The 17,205-nt window shown below is 40.2% G+C and carries 17 protein-coding genes and 1 pseudogene; 17 read left to right on the top strand and 1 reads right to left on the bottom strand.

Features of this window, described 5'->3' with window-relative positions; translation table 11 throughout:
- Nucleotides 1–285: 285 nt before the first annotated feature.
- The 6 genes and pseudogenes from ATG71_RS02860 (at nt 286) to ATG71_RS02835 (ending at nt 4,692) form a co-directional block, all read left to right on the top strand.
- On the top strand, nt 286–537 hold the full coding sequence (locus tag ATG71_RS02860) for an ArsR/SmtB family transcription factor (protein ID WP_483295329.1): 252 nt from the start codon (nt 286–288) through the stop codon (nt 535–537).
- Nucleotides 538–1,090: 553 nt separating this feature from the next.
- Entirely contained in the window at nt 1,091–2,113 is a 1,023-nt protein-coding gene (locus ATG71_RS02855) for an LLM class flavin-dependent oxidoreductase (protein ID WP_098438427.1), read from the top strand.
- Between the two features lie 144 nt (nt 2,114–2,257).
- A complete protein-coding gene (locus tag ATG71_RS02850; RefSeq protein WP_098438426.1) occupies nt 2,258–2,557 on the top strand; it encodes an iron-sulfur cluster assembly accessory protein in 300 nt (99 codons plus the stop codon).
- A gap of 54 nt (nt 2,558–2,611) precedes the next feature.
- Nucleotides 2,612–2,816 (top strand): annotated as a pseudogene (locus ATG71_RS02845) (DJ-1/PfpI family protein); the annotation flags it as partial.
- Nucleotides 2,817–2,901: 85 nt separating this feature from the next.
- On the top strand, nt 2,902–3,618 hold the full coding sequence (locus ATG71_RS02840) for an SDR family oxidoreductase (protein ID WP_098438425.1): 717 nt from the start codon (nt 2,902–2,904) through the stop codon (nt 3,616–3,618).
- A gap of 174 nt (nt 3,619–3,792) precedes the next feature.
- A complete protein-coding gene (locus ATG71_RS02835) occupies nt 3,793–4,692 on the top strand; it encodes an aldo/keto reductase (protein ID WP_098438424.1) in 900 nt (299 codons plus the stop codon).
- A gap of 287 nt (nt 4,693–4,979) precedes the next feature.
- Here the strand turns inward: ATG71_RS02835 and ATG71_RS02830 are convergent, their stop codons facing one another.
- Nucleotides 4,980–5,990 carry an L-dopachrome tautomerase-related protein gene (locus ATG71_RS02830; protein WP_098438423.1) on the bottom strand — a complete coding sequence of 337 codons (1,011 nt, stop codon included), beginning with the start codon at nt 5,988–5,990 and terminating at the stop codon, nt 4,980–4,982.
- Nucleotides 5,991–6,053: 63 nt separating this feature from the next.
- Between ATG71_RS02830 and ATG71_RS23260 the strand changes: the two genes are divergently transcribed.
- The 11 genes from ATG71_RS23260 (at nt 6,054) to ATG71_RS02780 (ending at nt 17,197) form a co-directional block, all read left to right on the top strand.
- A complete protein-coding gene (locus ATG71_RS23260) occupies nt 6,054–6,206 on the top strand; it encodes a hypothetical protein (RefSeq protein WP_179886438.1) in 153 nt (50 codons plus the stop codon).
- A gap of 64 nt (nt 6,207–6,270) precedes the next feature.
- Entirely contained in the window at nt 6,271–7,458 is a 1,188-nt protein-coding gene (locus ATG71_RS02825) for an alanyl-tRNA editing protein (RefSeq protein WP_098438422.1), read from the top strand.
- 628 nt (nt 7,459–8,086) lie between these two features.
- A complete protein-coding gene (cpaB, locus tag ATG71_RS02820) occupies nt 8,087–8,857 on the top strand; it encodes a Flp pilus assembly protein CpaB (protein ID WP_098438421.1) in 771 nt (256 codons plus the stop codon).
- 28 nt (nt 8,858–8,885) lie between these two features.
- Nucleotides 8,886–10,034, top strand: a complete 1,149-nt coding sequence (locus ATG71_RS02815) for a CpaE/TadZ family protein (protein WP_098438420.1) — start codon at nt 8,886–8,888, stop codon at nt 10,032–10,034.
- Between the two features lie 26 nt (nt 10,035–10,060).
- Nucleotides 10,061–11,446, top strand: coding sequence for a TadA family conjugal transfer-associated ATPase (locus tag ATG71_RS02810; RefSeq protein WP_098438419.1), 1,386 nt, complete (start codon nt 10,061–10,063; stop codon nt 11,444–11,446).
- Nucleotides 11,415–12,347, top strand: a complete 933-nt coding sequence (locus tag ATG71_RS02805) for a type II secretion system F family protein (protein WP_286162897.1) — start codon at nt 11,415–11,417, stop codon at nt 12,345–12,347. The genes ATG71_RS02810 and ATG71_RS02805 overlap by 32 nt, the downstream gene beginning before the upstream one ends.
- 3 nt (nt 12,348–12,350) lie before the next feature.
- Nucleotides 12,351–13,292, top strand: coding sequence for a type II secretion system F family protein (locus ATG71_RS02800; protein WP_098438418.1), 942 nt, complete (start codon nt 12,351–12,353; stop codon nt 13,290–13,292).
- Nucleotides 13,293–13,309: 17 nt separating this feature from the next.
- Complete coding sequence (locus ATG71_RS02795) at nt 13,310–13,531, top strand: hypothetical protein (RefSeq protein WP_098438417.1); 222 nt, start codon at nt 13,310–13,312, stop codon at nt 13,529–13,531.
- Nucleotides 13,532–13,574: 43 nt separating this feature from the next.
- Nucleotides 13,575–14,951 carry a VWA domain-containing protein gene (locus tag ATG71_RS02790; protein ID WP_098438416.1) on the top strand — a complete coding sequence of 459 codons (1,377 nt, stop codon included), beginning with the start codon at nt 13,575–13,577 and terminating at the stop codon, nt 14,949–14,951.
- An 89-nt stretch (nt 14,952–15,040) separates the two neighbouring features.
- Entirely contained in the window at nt 15,041–16,324 is a 1,284-nt protein-coding gene (locus ATG71_RS02785; RefSeq protein ID WP_098438415.1) for a hypothetical protein, read from the top strand.
- 72 nt (nt 16,325–16,396) lie between these two features.
- Entirely contained in the window at nt 16,397–17,197 is an 801-nt protein-coding gene (locus ATG71_RS02780) for a hypothetical protein (RefSeq protein WP_098438414.1), read from the top strand.
- Nucleotides 17,198–17,205 lie beyond the last annotated feature (8 nt).

Here is a 17,205-nt window from a genome sequence, read left to right as displayed (position 1 = left end):
TTGCAGTTTTTTAGTGGTCTTTTTTAAGATGGGAGTTTTTCGCCGTATCTCCTTCGAAGCAAATCATTTGATTTGGAAGGACCAGATGGCTAATATAATAATATCGGGAATTACCGATTTGGCATGATGCTTTCAGATCATCTATCCAGCTTCCATTGGGGTAGTGATAATCGATATAGAAAGAGGCAGATGACATTGAAGCAGGAATTGGAACGCTTAAATGATGAACAAGCCGTTGAAATTTTTAAGGCATTGTCGAACCAGACGAGGGTGAGCATTCTTCAAATGTTAAAAGATCCCGACAGTCATTTTTCACCGCATGCCCATATTATTGCTGATGAAGGATTTGAAGGCGGGGTTTGCGTAGGGGATATCCGAAGCAAGGCGGGGATTTCTCAATCCACTACTTCACAGTATTTATCGATTCTGCTGCAAAGCGGACTTGTTGAAATAAAGCGAATCGGACAATGGACGTATTATCGCCGTAATGAGGAGACGATTAAAAAGTTAGAAAAATACATTGGTACAAAAATTTAAGAGAATTGAAGTAAGTTTATTACAGCTCGAGCATATAACAGGTGTACCAAAAGGATAAAATGAGTAGGCGTCATCGACGGAACGGATATGAGAATGATCCCCAAGCATTTTTCTTCGATTCCGACCATGGTGACAGGGTTTAGCAATCAATCGATTGAATGGATAGCCCAGAATGGGGACGGTGGATGCATTACCCGAGGATTATCCTACAACAAACTCAATTGATTTAAGACTATTGCGAGTTGTGGGAAATTCACACCCCAGGAGTGATCCAGCCTTTCACTCAGACTTTATATATCGATTTATCGGAAAATACCGATGTGTTTCCTGTTCCGATTCCTTTAGGAATTCGTGTAGGGCGCAAACAATTATTAGAAATTTTATATCAATTTCAATCCATTAGTGTCAATCACCTGGCATTTGTATTGTATTTGCTATCCTGAGGAAGTCATACAGGAGCTTGGAGAGTTTGTGCGTCCTTACTTTCCGACTCATGAAATTCCAATATGAGATTAGTTTTAAATAATATTAGATAAGGGAAGAAGATGAACTTATGTCTAAACAGGCAATTAAACTAAACGAAATTCCATTCTCAGTGCTGGATCTTGCACCGATAAAAGCCGGAAGTACTCCTGCTGATTCTTTCCGCCATACATTGGAACTCGCACAGCATGCTGAAAAACTTGGTTACAACCGTTTTTGGCTTGCTGAACATCATAATATGCCGTTCATCGCCAGTTCCGCCACTTCGGTGGTCATGTCCCATGTGGCAGCCGGTACATCAAAAATCCGGATTGGTTCAGGAGGAATCATGCTGCCGAATCACGCACCGCTCGTCATCGCTGAGCAGTTTGGCACGCTTGAATCCTTATATCCTGGGCGAATTGACCTTGGTCTGGGACGGGCACCCGGTACAGATCAGGGGACCGCTCGTGCATTGAGACGCGACTTGAGAAGGACCGGAGATGACTTTCCTGAGCAATTAGCGGAACTCCGCGGTTACTTTGATCCATCCTTGGCCCAAGGAAACCCTATAAAAGCGATTCCAGGTAAAGGTTTGAATATTCCAATCTGGCTGCTGGGTTCAAGCGGCTTCAGCGCGCAGCTGGCCGGAGAGCTGGGTTTGCCATTTGCATTTGCCGCCCATTTCTCGCCACTTAACACTCTGGGTGCTCTACAGATTTATCGCAAGGCGTTTAAGCCTTCGAATGTTCTCGATAATCCGTATGCGATGGTGGCATTGAATATCATTGCAGCAGAAACGGATAAAGAGGCAAAACTCCTTTTCACAACCCTGCAGCAACAATTTTTGAATCTGATGAGCGGCAACCTTACACCGCTTCAACCACCAGTAGATGACATAAGCGAAGTGGCAAGCAGCTACCAAATAAATGCTCTTCAGCAGCAATTAGGCTCATCGATCATTGGCAGCCAGCAGACGGTGAAGGAAAAGTTGAAGACATTTGTGGAGGAAAGCCAGGCTGATGAAATCATGGCCATTGCCCAAGTTTACGACCACAAAGCTCGCCTGCATTCATACGAGCTTCTGGCAGAAATTACAAAAAGCGAAAGGTAAAAAGGAGGACATCAGCAAGGAAACCTTCTTTGATGATTTTTCTAAGGCATTGAATATGAATAAAACCGTGAGATCAGGTTATAAGGTTGTTTACAGGATTTCTTAATTAAAAAGATAAAAGTTGTTGGAATAGGAGAAAATGATATGAACTGCAAAATTAACCGAAATGCTGCTAAAGTGCTGAAACAAATGTTAGAAAGTGAAGAGGCTGAAGGGAATATGGTTCGTGTATACGTTACACTTGAGCATGGGGACCATGCCCATTATGATATAAAGCTTGATACTCCTACAGAACACGATGAAATTGTGAAAACAGACAAAGATATTGATGTTTTACTTGATAAAAGGGAACCGTTTTTAGATGGGGTCTGGATCAAGTATTTCTATGTGCCACAAGCAGGATTTGAAATCACGAATTCTTCCAAAGGGCATCACCATCATTAAACACGTGACAGAGCGATACTAAATGTTTTTATACCCTCATATATACAGCAGTAACATGGTCCACAAGTATTAATTGGATACAGACCTATTAAAAGGCGTCGACATAACAGGTTTCAAATCAATAAGGAACGATCTCAAAAATGCAGTTGCTAACTACAAAGAACAAGAAGTTGTGGTAAGCAATAATATTGTAACAAGCCGTGTTCCGGATAACATTCCTGCCTTTTATCGTGAATCCTTAAAATTATTAGCTGAATAATAGGTACTGAATAGTATCGTTTTAGAAATAAATTTTACAATGAATGATCAATACAAAAAAGGTTTTAAGAAGGAAGGGTTTTACTATGTCATTAAATGGTAAACGAGTAGTTGTTTTAGGGGGTACTTCTGGAATTGGTTTAGCAACTGCCAAAGCGTTTCTAGATCAATCTGCTCAAGTAATCATTGCCAGCCGTTCTGTTTCCAAATTAAATGAAGCAAAACAAGTTCTTGGTGGGAGTGTAGAAGCAATTGAAATCGATTTTCGAAGCGAAGAAAAAGTAGCAGAATTTTTCAGTAAGGTTGGAAAATTTGACCACCTTGTAGTAACAGCAGGAGAAGGTGCAATGGGGCACTTTAGCGAACTGCCTGTGGCAAGTGCTAAAGAGGCGTTTGATAGTAAGTTCTGGGGGCAATATATTACTGTCCGTTCAGCACTTCCATATTTAAGCAATGAGAGCTCAATCACCTTAACCTCTGGTGTATATGGCGTTCGTCCTCCTCAAGGGGCTACTACGTTAGCGGCAATCAATTCAGCCATTGAAGGATTGGTTCGAGGACTTTCCGTAGACCTAGCCCCTATTAGGGTAAACGTGGTTTCACCTGGAATTGTAGACACTCCAATCTATGCTGGAATGTCAGATGATCAGAGGCAAGCATTGTTCAACGGCATTGCACAACAGCTCCCCGTTGGACGGATTGCAAAGCCAGAAGACATAGCTGAAACCTATGTATACCTTGCTAAAAATGGGTTTACTACTGGGACGGCTGTTCTTATTGATGGTGGAGCTCACTTAGTATAATGGCCTAAATGGATGTTGAACCGAAGCTTACCACCCTACCAAGCAGCAGTTCTAACTAAAATAAAAATAAGGTAAGAATAGAGTGATTTACTGGTGGCAATACTGCAAAAGAGTATTGCCGCCTTTTTTGTTCATTAGGTACATAAAAAATACAAATGGAAGTGTTGATTTTTAATGAGTGTACAGGACGAAAATAATTTAACAAAAATAAAAAATTCCCTTGAAAGTCGTGTAGTTACATTGCCTGATGGAACTTCTCTACCAAGAATAGGACAAGGAACTTGGTACATGGGAGAAAATCCTCAAATGAGAGAAAGGGAAATCAAAGCTTTACAACTCGGAATAGAATTAGGCATGAAACTAATAGATACGGCGGAAATGTATGGTGATGGCGATTCTGAACGCTTGGTAGGTGAAGCAATTAAAGGACGTAGAGATGACGTCTTTTTAGTATCAAAGGTGTATCCTCATCATGCAGGATTAGATATGATTGCCAAAGCGTGTGAAAACAGTCTAAAAAGGCTGGGAACCGATCATCTTGATTTGTACCTTTTACACTGGCGAGGACGTGTGCCATTAGCAGAAACCATTGAAGGAATGGAAAAGCTACGCAAGGAGGAAAAAATAGTAAGGTGGGGAGTCTCCAATTTTGATACCAATGATATGAAAGAGTTATGGAACACCACTGATGGAAAAAATTGTATGACTAATCAAGTGTTATATCATCTTGGTTCAAGGGGTATAGATTATGATCTCTTACCATGGCAGCGAGAACATCACATGCCTATTATGGCATATAGCCCGCTAGCTCAAGGGGGTTCATTAAGAAGACAATTGTTAACGGATCCAACCATTAAAGAGATTGCAGAAAAACACGCTGTACAACCCTTACAAATCGCTCTCGCTTGGACAATCCGTTCTAACGATTGTCTAGCTATTCCAAAAGCTGTTCAAGAAGAACATGTACTAGCAAATGCGAAAGCTACTATCATTGAATTAACAAAAGAGGATTTAAATAGACTTGATGAGGTATTTCCGCAGCCAACTAGAAAAATGCCTTTGGACATTATATAGAAATTTTAGAGGATAGACAAAGAGAGAGGGGATTGAATGTGTATGTTAACAGATGTATTGGAAGATTCATTCCAATTGCAGCTAAAAGTGGAAACTCATCTAATCTATAGAAAATTTTTAGGAACAGTTTAACATGACCAATAAAACTGTTCCTAAAAACCATTTTTTTGTGAAATGGTCGTAAATATATGAGTTTTAGATTGAAGGTAGACTCGTCAGCTAATTCCCGGACAAAAACCGATTAAACCTCACCTGACGTGATATATAAATTATTCAACTATTTTTTATTACGAAAAGGTTGAAGCAGGTAATTCATTAATTTTCATACGAAGTAAACTATAAGGTTTCTGTCGCAGGTCTTCTCCATAATGAAACCTTGCCTGCCGATGTAATTGGTTCACAATAACATATAAGTATTGATCCGGCCCAATTGAAAAAGTATCCGGCCATAAAATTCTCGGATCATGAGCGATGGTTTCCATTAGGCCATTCGGCAATATCCTTCGAATACTGTTGTTTTCATAGTCTCCGGCATAAATGGTACCCTTTGCCCCAGTGATCATTCCATCAGACGCACCTTTTTCCCCCCAGTACTCGACCCGATAAGGTAAATCGGTGTCCGGTATCGTTCGGTCTCTTAGAGCTTCTGTTGAGATTGAATACAAATGCCGGCTGGAAAGTGGACAATAAAATAAAACCTTTCCATCGGGAGAAATCGCTATACCATCAGACGCCAATCTGAATGGAGATGTTGAACCATCTTTGTTTCGGTTCATCAAAATTTCTCCTTCTACTTTCGGTAAAAAATATGGGTCGGGTGAAGTTGAATTTGCTCCATTTAACCGTCTGAACGCATTTCCACTTTCTAAATCTACAACGATAATAGCCCCTGGTCCTTTGGAAGATGAATCCGTTATATAGGCATAACCTGCTTTTCCAACTCGAAAATCAAATCGGACATCATTCAGATAAGTTGTTGGCAGGACAACATCTTCCGTAAAGGTATATACTTTTCTTATTGTATTGGTCTTTAAATCCACAGCGACTAATTTTGCCCCTCCTTTAATAGGTTCAGAAAAATTCGGTGCGGCTGTATCTAATACCCAAAGTGTTCCCCTTCCATCCGCAACCACACTTTGGACACTGATGAAAGACATTGTGATGTTACCTTGACTACCCAAATTGGCTTCTAAACTGGGATAAGGCTGCAAAGTATCCCCAACAACTTTTTTACGTTCTAAGAGAGTTATAGAGTTTACAAATTCACCATATAGGTAAAAAGTATGATAACAAGACATTCGTATTGAATCGAATGCTCCAAATGACTTCTACTTTCTAACTAAACTAAAGCAGGTGATAACATGGACTATACAACGATGGATCTCAGGAATCTGGTAGAACGGGTCATTGAAGGGGACGAGCGGGCAAAAGAAGAATTTGAAAGACGATGGGAAATTCCATGGGAACAAGTCGGGACAGTGCCGATATCGATCGATAAGAAGCCAAGTGACTGACGTGGTTCCACCCATCCCTCTTATGATAAAGTATGTGTAGAACAGTTCAGAAAGAGGGTTACCGATGACAGTCAAACAATACTATCAAGACGCTTATATAAAAATCTTTCACACATCCATTCAGGAGCAGAAGCTGGGTGAGTCGGGCTGGTACGTCGTATTAGAAGAGACGGCTTTCTATCCGACAGGTGGCGGCCAGCCCCATGATACGGGAAAGTTGAAGGATAAGCGGATTATCAATGTTGAAGAGGTGAACGGAGAAATCCGTCATTACATAGAAGAACCGTTTGAGGATATTTCAGGAGTTGTCGCAGGGCAAATCGATTGGGAACGCCGATTCGATCATATGCAGCAGCATGCCGGTCAGCATATCCTGTCTGCGGCATTTGCAGAAGCGCTGCAATATGAGACGATCAGCTTTCACCTCGGGAAAGAGTTCTTGACCATCGACTTAAATGTACGTGATATTAGCGAATCAGATGCACTGAAAGCAGAAGAACTCGCCAACCGGATTATAAGGGAAGCGAGACCCATTGAGACGAAGTGGGTGACGCAAACAGAACTCTCTGACTATCCTCTACGGAAGCAGCCAACCGTGACCGACGAAATCCGTCTCGTCATCATCCCTGACTTCGACTATAACGGGTGCGGGGGAACCCATCCAAGGTCCACAAGTGAAGTCGGGGCCATCAAGATCCTAGATTGGGAAAAGCACAAAGGCTATATCCGGTTGCAGTTTGTGTGTGGGGAGCGGGTCCTTTATCAACTACACCGTAAGCACGGAATCCTGAAAGAGCTCACAAGTGTCCTGCAGGCCCCGGAAGAAAACATGGTGTCGACGGCAGAGCAGCTGATCGCCAAACAGAAAGAACAGGAGAAAGCACTGGAAGGATTGAAAGAGGTGCTGTTGTCGTATGAAGCTGAAGGGCTACCTGGAGTCCAAAAAGATGGCTATATGCTTATCCAAAGAACTTACAATGACAGGCCAATCCAGGAACTCCAGAAGATTGCACAGCACATCATATCCAAGAGAGAAGAGGCTATTGTGGTGCTGGTCGTCCAAAATGATCAAAAGCTTCAGCTCGTAGCGGCGAAGGGATCGCTCCCGACTATTAACTTAAGAGAAGTCGCACAAAAGGTATTCCCACTCATCAATGGAAAAGGCGGCGGGAAAGAGTCGTTTGTTCAAGGTGGGGGAGAGGTTGTTATGAGTAAGGAAGAATTGCTAGAAATACTGGTGAACGAACTATAAAGAAGAAGAATGAGCCATCCGGCGTGATCGGGTGGCTTTTTCAATTTTATGGATGTTATTATCTATATTTGGAAAATTCGCTCAACATAAAGTTTCCTATATTCATTCACACTTCCTTCACAAATGATTCCAATTACCTACCAATTTTAATACTTGTAATAAAACACCTAATAATATCCACTATAAATTTTAAAACACCTGTTGAAAAATCTGGAGTGAATCTTTAGTAGCTATACAAAGTACCTATTTCCACCTCTGGAAAAATTTATAAAATAGTCCAATAATAACAGACAAAATTCGACATAGACTTTGTCGGATTGACGTTCTCGGTTACCAGTGATAATTATTATATAGAAAAAAAGTATCAGGATTTTACATTTAAAAGTTTTTAAACATGAAATTCGTGGTAAATAAGGATAGAATTAATTCCATTTTCTTCAAATCTCATACTAACGAATCATTTTGAGGGAAATGTGACATTGTTTTGTCTTTAGGTTCGTAGATACAACTAGAAGTGGAGGGACGTATTTTCTTAAACTGGCAAACCAGATAGAAAACAAAGACATCAGTTTTGGATGGTACCGAAAACATATGACCGTCTGTCGAGTGAAAGGAAGGAAAGCAAAGGATGCTTGAATCAAAGAGAAAAGCGATTATTTTTATAGTATTATCCGTATTACTAGCAGTTACAGCGGGATTCCTTGTTCTTAAGAAAGTACAAGCATTGAATACAAACTTGGGAACAAGCGTCAAGATCTATGTAGCGAGCAAAGAGATTTCATCACGCTCCCTCATTACGCCAGAGAATGTGATGACAGATGAAATCCCCAAAAAATTTCTAAAAAGTTACCATATTACAAATGTAGATGAACTCGTCAATAAAGTCTCTGTCGTTCCCTTATCTGAAGGGGATGTCATCACAAAGAATATCCTGAAGCAAGCTTCCTCCGTTGTGGATGAAAATAATCGACTGATTACACTGATGCAAAATGAGCGGGTTTTCTTTGATGAACCGTTGGAAGCACTGGATCGGGTGGATATCATTGTCTCTCATCGTTTTAATGGGAAAGAAGAGACGAGTGTATTCATGAAGGACGTGAAGGTTGCAAGGACGGCAAAGAAGGATAATAAATTCAAAGGTGTTCAATTGGAAGTATCTATCGACAAAGCACCTGAACTGATTCATATGCAGAATTACGCAGACAGCTTAAGGGTCATCAAAGCAAATGTCGGTAAGCAAGAAGCAAGTGAAAATGCTGAAGAAACAGAAAAGGAAAATCCTCCTGCTGAAGCGAAGCAGGCAGAACAAAAGAAACCAGCAGAAGAGCCTAAAAAAGAAGAGAAACCAAAAGAAGAACAAAAACCTTCAAAGCCTGAAGAGAAACCTAAACAACAATAGTGAGTGATATAGATAACGGAGGGACCTTATGAGTAAGGAATATCAGATCTTCCTCATCGGAGAAGAAAATGAGTTAAGTCAACATTTAATAGAAGGCTTGAATACCACTTATGAAGTGATTCAGATCCCTGAAAATTCCTGGGCCACAGAATTAAGAAAGTATGAGCCTGGTGTAGTGATCTTTTATACAGGAGAAAACAGTACAGCGGGATCTATGATCAAAGAACTCTATCGGGATTTCCCCAACGCCTCGGCTCTATTTGTACATACGGAACAGGATTTTGAACTACTTAGAGAAATGACAAGAGCAGGCGCTGAGGATTTCATCATCTTACCTGACGAAGAGAAATCACTCGGAGAACGGGTCAGCCATATTTTACAACAGTACCAATCACGATCCGAAACGGCTGTTTCTTCAGGGACGTATAAGCGGGGAAAGGGACAGATCTTTTCGTTTTACAGCGGGAAGGGTGGAGTAGGCAAAACACTCTTAAGCACCGCATTTGCTCAAACCTTAAAGCTTGAATCGACTGCACAGGTTATTCACATCGACTTTAATTTGCAGTACGGCGGTTCTGAAACCTACCTGGGAATCGAAAGCAATCGATCGCTGATTGATTTGCAGCCGGTTATCAATGAATTGAATGAACATCACATTAAGAATATTTCTGAAAGTGAGCCATTTTCTAAACTAGAAGTGTTAGTCAGCCCCAGGGATGCAGAAATGGCAGAAAAGATAGATGAAGAATTTGTTATCAGGTTATTGAGAGCCTGCAAACGATGTTACGACTTTATCATCATAGACCTTCCTTCAAGTCTTGATGTAAAAACCTATACAGCACTAGAAGAAGCAGATCGAATTTATTACGTCATGACCCTGGATACTCCATCGATTCGAGTTCTGAAACATGTAGAGGATCTTTTAAAGCGACTCGGACCTCAAACATTGGAGAACCTGGAGCTGATAGTGAATCTTGCAGGTAGGGAAAATGAGCTGACAAAAAAGGATTTGGAGCGATTTGTGGACCTTCCAGTTTCTGCTGAAATCAGACGTGATATTAAAGGAGTCCAGGCCGCCATTAATCAGGGTCACCCATTACGAAAAGAGATCAAAGAGAAGAAATTAGTAGCACCTGCTAAAGATATTCAGAAGTGGGTTACTTCTATGTTGAAATAAACATTTGAACAGAGGGAGGTGGAACAATGTCACTCTTTCAACGAAACCCCGAAAGAAAAGTGGATATGAAGTATGAATATGAAGAGAATGTACCATCAAGCTCATCCAATCCTTATATAGATGAGCTGATTGAACACTATAAAGCAAGATTATTGACTGAAACCAATTTAGATGAATTGACGAGTTTACGAGATGCTGAGAGAAGGCTGTCGATTGAAAGGCTCATTAATCAATTCATGGCGGAAGAAAAGGTTGTTATTCCAAGTCATGAAAAAGAATCGATGCTCTCCCGCTTGATCGATGAAAGTGTAGGATTCGGTCCACTGGAAGCATTGCTAAAGGACGAAACCATCACCGAAATCCTGGTGAACGGACCATCAGAGGTATTTATAGAAAAAAATGGTCAACTACAGAAGTCGAATATCACATTTAAAGACGAAGAGCATGTACGACACATCATTGACCGAGTAGTTGCTCCACTCGGAAGACGGATTGATGAAAGCTCTCCAATGGTGGATGCCCGTTTACCGGATGGAAGCCGTGTAAATGCCGTCATTCCACCGATTAGTTTGAATGGGACTCTTATTTCTATCCGGAAATTCAAGAAAACGCCATTTGAAATGGAAGACCTCATGAATTACAACACCTTTACGAATGAGATGGCATTCTTTCTTGAGGCAATTGTCCAAGCAAAAATGAACATCCTTGTCTCCGGAGGAACCGGGAGCGGGAAGACAACCCTATTAAACGCCATGGCCAAGTCCATTCCTTTAAAGGAACGCGTGATAACAATAGAGGATTCGGCTGAGTTACGCTTGAACCGATCCAGTGTGGTCGGTATGGAAGCAAGACCTTCAAACGTTGAGGGTTCAGGAGAGGTCACGATCCGGCAGTTAGTGAAGAATGCCCTCCGTATGCGTCCCGACCGAATCATTGTAGGGGAAGTCAGGGGTTCAGAAGCATTCGATATGTTACAAGCGATGAATACTGGTCATGAAGGATCGATTACGACCGTCCACGCTAACTCCCCTTCAGATGCGATCAGCCGTGTAGAAGGAATGGTCGTAATGGCCGGGATGGATCTCCCAACCCATATCATCCGGGAATACATTGTAGGAGCACTCGATTTCATTGTGCAAGCGGAAAGATTATCTGATGGATCAAGGAAAATCATGAATATCTCAGAAGTATATGTAAATGATCATAACAAAATCGAAGTACAGGATATTTTCATATTTGAAAGAACCGGAATCGGTAAAAATGGTGAAGTCGTAGGAGAATTTGTCCCGACAGGTATTCGCCCGAGATGCTTGAACCGTCTGAAGATCCATGGTGTTGAAATTGATGACAGCCTGTTTGAGCCGAAGGAGGGAGTAACCCATGCCGCTAATGATGGTATCTATTCTTTATAGTTTAGCTGTCCTCTTCCTGCTCTGGGGACTATACTTCCTTCTGGGCTATCGGAATCAGAAGAAAGAATGGAAGCAGAAGGTCAGTACGTGGTACCCGGAGCAAAAGCGAAAGAGCTCCATCAGTGTGGTAGGAGATAAGTTTGATCAATCTGAGACGGCAAAGCCGTTGGCGCTAAAGCTACAAAGCTCAAATATCGCCCTCCTTCCATCTGAATATTTAGGGGTTCATATATTAGGTGCCTTGGTGCTTCTGGTCCTTTTATTCAATATTTTTAAATTGCCCTTGAATCTAGTACTCATACTGATTCCTGGAATTCTTCTCGCTTCCCACTTTCTATTATTCTACTTAAGAAAGAATAAGTATGAAGAACGTTTCAACAGTCAGCTTGCCGATATCTGCCGATTACTCGGTAACGGTGCCAGGTCGGGACTCACAATCAATCAAGGGATTGAAATGGTGGCGCGGGAGGTAAGTGCTCCAGCGGGAGAAGAGTTTAAGCGGCTAGCGAATGAACTCAAACTCGGAGTACCTCTTGAAGTGGCATTAAGGTCCATCCAGCAGCGAAATAAATCCAGGGAGTTTCAACTGTTCATCGCGACCATTCTCATTCAGAAGAAAACGGGAGGAAACTTGGCGACAACACTGGACTCTATGTCCAACACCCTGGAAGACCGTAAAGTGTTGAATCAAACCATTAAAACGATGACGTCCGAACAACGGTATATTTCCATCCTTGTTCCAGCCATGCCGATCTTTATCGTGTTGATGATGAACAATATTATTGAAGGGTTTACCGATTCTTTGAGAACAGTACCGGGCATGATCATCCTGGTCCTCTTTCTTTCAGGAATCGTACTCTCTTTCTTCCTAATCAGAAAAATAACGAATATAAAGGTGTAGCCTATGGATGCCATAATTATTTTATCAATCATTGTTTTCTGGATTACGTTTGTCATAGCGATACGTCATTATTCAGTTTATTTGAAAGAAAAGCGTATGTTACTAGAACATATATCGGATATGACGGAAGTAAGTGCTTTTGAAAAGAAGTCAAAAAAGAAAAACAAGACCAGCATGGTTCAAAAGTTAACCAAATATGCAGATGAATTCTCAGATCTTGGACAACGAATCAATTTCTTCAGTGAAAATCACGATGTCAAAGACTGGCTGCAAAAATCCGGTAATAGATACGGATTAACCGTTGAAAGATTTCAGGGAATGAAAATTGTTTTACTATTAATCGGGTTTATCTCAGGGGTCCTATCCCTAGTGATTGGTCTACCATTCTCTCAATATGCATTAATTCTAAATCCGGTGATTGGCTATTTCCTGCCGATCGTCCTGGTGAGAAATCAGGCAAAAAAGCGACAAGAAGCATTGAGGCATGATTTACCTGATTTTTTAGATACCATCAGCACCAGCCTGCAGGCAGGTGTCAGCTTAGACCAAGCTTTAAGGGAGGTGATACGGTTCTTTGACGGTCCTCTCAGGGAAGAGTTTTCACGATTCAATCATGAAATCGACCTGGGGGTACAAAGAGAAACCGCCTATCGCAATTTACTGCAAAGAAACGATAATCCTGAATTCCAAAGTCTCATCAAGGCATTGATGCAAGGCTTGAAGCTCGGTGTCCCAATCGCCACGACCTTTAAAGTCCAAGCTGAAGACATGAGACAGTTCAGAGAAGAACAAGTAAAAGAACTTGCTGCAAAAGCCTCCCCGAAAGTAACACTCGTCACCACATTCGTAGTGGCGCCGGTATCCATACTTATGATTGCCGGGCTGATGTTACTAAATTTAATATACGGGGAGAACAGCATCATTAAACTATTTAATAACTTTTAAAATGGAGGAAATTAATCATGAAAAAACTAACAGAACTTTACACAAAATGCTCAATTAAATTGGATGGAATGATTCGCAACGAAAGAGGATCTCAAACGTTGGAGTGGATTGGGATTGCAGCAGTCATTGTTATTTTGGTTGGAGTTATTTCACAGGCATTTTCAAAAGATACGGGGATTGGTAATGCAGTAGTGACAAAAATTAAAGACATGATTGAGCAAATCGGAAGCGGGAGCTGATATATCATATAAGATTTTTTCTTCAGGAGGTAGAGCATAATATATGAGACTTTCAATCATCGCCCTTTTTGTGACTATGTCTTTCCTCTTAATAGGATGTAGTGAAAATGGAAACACAAATGAAGCTAAACAAGATAATAAGAAAAACGATTCAAACGTAGAAGCTGTTAAGGATGAGCAAGAGACACTAGTCAATGAAGAGAATTTTAAGGATCTTCCTGATATCCCTCAAAATGAAGTGGATATCATTCATCAACGACCAGGGGTTTTTGCCAATAAGGAAGTATTAGGTGATGAGGTACAGAAGCAGGTAATTAAGCACATAGAAGATTTACCTCCATTGCCTGAAAAACCAAGTAAAGAAGAATATGATAAATATTTTCAATATGTGTATTCTCTTGCTGCAAATGACTTCCCTGACCCTGATGACTTGGTTAAGAAATGGGAATTTTCTATGTATGGCAGTCCAGAAATGGAAAATCCTAAGTTCAAATTTAAAGAGAATTATAATGTTGAGATTATACTCGATTCAAGTGGAAGTATGAATGCTAAAGTTGGAGATCAAACTCAGATGGAGCTAGCAAAAGAAGCGATAAATGATTTTGTTTCTAACCTGCCAAAAGACGTAAATATATCATTAAGAGTATATGGTCATAAAGGTACAGGCGATGAATCGGATAAAGAAAAATCTTGTTCCAGTATAGAGCAGGTATATGGATTTGATCAATACAACCAGGATTCGTTTAGTGATGCTATAAATCAGTTTAAACCGAGCGGTTGGACACCAATTGCAGAAAGTTTAAAACAATCTTTTGCATCCTTTAAAGAATATGATAAAGAATCGAACACCAACCTCATTTATTTAGTGAGTGATGGCATTGAAACTTGCGATGGTGATCCTGTTGCAGTGGCAAAAGAATTTGCAGGCTCTAACGTGTCTCCAATCATTAATGTGATTGGGTTTAATGTAGACTCCAAGGCTCAAGAGCAACTAAAACAGGTGGCCGAAAGTTCAGATGGCATATACTCTACAGTAACGAATAAAGATCAGTTAACTGAAGAGTTTGAGAGAGCACAGGAAATATTGGAACGTTGGGAAAGTTGGAAGACAGATGCAATTAGGGATGCAGATGCACAGAGAGTGGATAATAGTTTTGATATTCTTGGGTTTTCAAATGATTGGAATTTTATAGAAACGGATCAATCTTTAAGAGTGAGTTACTTACTCACCATTCTTCGTGAACAAGGGAAGATCAACTTTGAACAAAGAGACGCATTAAAGAAACGAGCATCCACCGTCCGAGATCTAATTGACTCATCTCTAGATGAAATTTTAGAGGATTTAAAATCTATGAATGAAAACGAAATAGAATCTTTAAAAGAAGAAATAAAAAATAAATATAAAACCGAAGTTGAATAAGATTTTGGAAGAATTAAAGGTGAATTTAAAAAAGATTATACATCGATGAGTAAAGCATAAAACCTTACACATAGAAAGGAAATGGAACGATGATGGAAAGACTGACCAAAAAGGTTTTAGTACTGTTGGCTTTACTCATCGTTCTTTTCCAATCATTTTCCTTGCCTATATACGCAAGTGCCACCATCAAGCCGTGGAACGGTAACCCATGGACAGGTGATTCTTGGGAAGGAAGCCCTTGGGACCCTCAGCAATTCAAGTGGGAAGGGAATCCCTGGGAAGGTAAGTCAACACAGGGAAATGATTGGGAAGGTAACGGTACTGAAGGTCAGGGAACGAATGGCCAAGGCACAAATGGACAATCCTGGGAAGGCTTTGATTGGTCTAACGCGCCATGGTATATGGATCCTTGGGTAATGAATGGCTGGACGCCAAACGGGTTTCAGGGTAATGGAACGGATGGGAATCCTTTTAATGGTAATGGAACGAATGGAAACCCGTTTGTAGGTTATGATACGAATGGAAATCCATTCGATGGAAATGGTACGACTGGCCGATCATTTGAAGGGGACCCTACGAATCCTCGTGAAGGGGAAACGGCTAGCTCATTTAATGGTGATCCAACGGATATTAAACTTCCGATGGGGTATGAAGTATTTAAATTTTTGGGTAATGATGTCATTGGTGGCCAGGTGAATATGATTGGTGATTTTATGGAAATGCCCAATAGTTACAGACCGAATGGTAGTTTTTTTTCTTCAATACTTCTCAACGGAGTAAAGGTTGGTCTTGGTGATAATAAATGGGTAGCTGGTTTATCAGACACTCACGATTCTGTTCTAAAAACTATTGATGCTGTTGATGCTGCCCATGACTATAGATTAATTAAAGCAGCTTCCAATCTATCTGATACAGCCGATGGTTTAAGGGGTGCAATAACAGCCACAGGTGGAACAAGTTCTGGTGTACAAGGGCTTAAAATGATGGGTTCCATTTCTAAATTAAATGCAGTGGCAGCTGCTGTAGGAGCGGGATACTCTGCTTTTGAATTAGGATTCAATGGAGCTAAAGCATATGACGTACTCAACTCGGATGCTGCCGGGAATGTGAAAACTTCTGCAGTTGCTGAAGCAACAGGTAATCTTGGAGAATTAATGATGAATGCTGGAGTAGTAACTGCAGCATTTCCAGGTGGTCAAGCTGCTGGAGCCGTTATGGTTGTAGGAGGTGCAGCAATTTGGGGAGCGTCGAAAGTAACCAAGCTTGTTGCGGATAATTGGAGTGGGATTAAGAAATTTGCTAAACATCCTGTAAAAAACACAGCGAAAGCGATAGGAAAAGGTATAAGTAAGGTAAAGGGCTGGTTTAGTTAGGATGTAAAGGAGTAAGAGTAACTTCTCTTACTCCTTTAAGTAAATAATAGAGATTTTGGAAGGTTGGTTAAAATGAATACAGAAATTCTCATACCTAAAGCAAATAAACATAAAAAAATCTTCGAAAGTGTTCTCATTAACCCATTTGGCTACATGGTTGATAAAACGTATTACTATTTATCAATCTATAAAAGAAATAATAAAGTTAAGGGGTACTCAGTTATTTCAGAAGAGGATTCTATAAAAGAAGATGCTCTTAAAGCGTTTGAGACACTTGTTCTTTACACAGCATATGCAAACAATTATTTCGCGATTGGAGAAAAAAGAGGCCAATTAAGTACAGATTATTTCTTTAAATCCATAAATATAATCAATGACTATTTATTAAGTAATGATAATAATATATTGGCAAAAGGGAAAGATATTTTATTGGAGTATGGTAATCTTCAGGAAGATTTAAAGAAAAGAGTTATTGATTTTTCAAATGATTACGACCATCGTATATTAAAGGAAAATATTATAACAGATCAAGATTATGAAAATTTAATTGAAATTCTAATACATGTTGATAGAGTCCAATACTTCCAATCTAAAACATTACTAGAAAACTTCGAGGAACTAAAACGAATGTTGGATGAGATGAAGAAAACAAACATATTCGGAAATCTTTCAAAAGAAAATCAGGATTTTTTAGAGGAGTTTTTAAAAGGTAAGAAAGAAGTTGAACAATCATTAAAAGAGTTTGAACAAGATAGAAGGGCAGATATTCTAACAGAAAATCACGATATTGATGAAATAAAGAAGACATATTATAAAAATGGATTTGAAAAATTGAACCGCTATAAAAAAGATCTACGCTACCCAAAACCCTGAGGTGAGAT

Source organism: Bacillus sp. es.034, assembly GCF_002563655.1.
Taxonomy (GTDB): domain Bacteria; phylum Bacillota; class Bacilli; order Bacillales; family Bacillaceae_B; genus Rossellomorea.
Note: the sequence above shows the minus strand (reverse complement) of the source record. Positions and strands in the feature narration are given on the sequence as shown.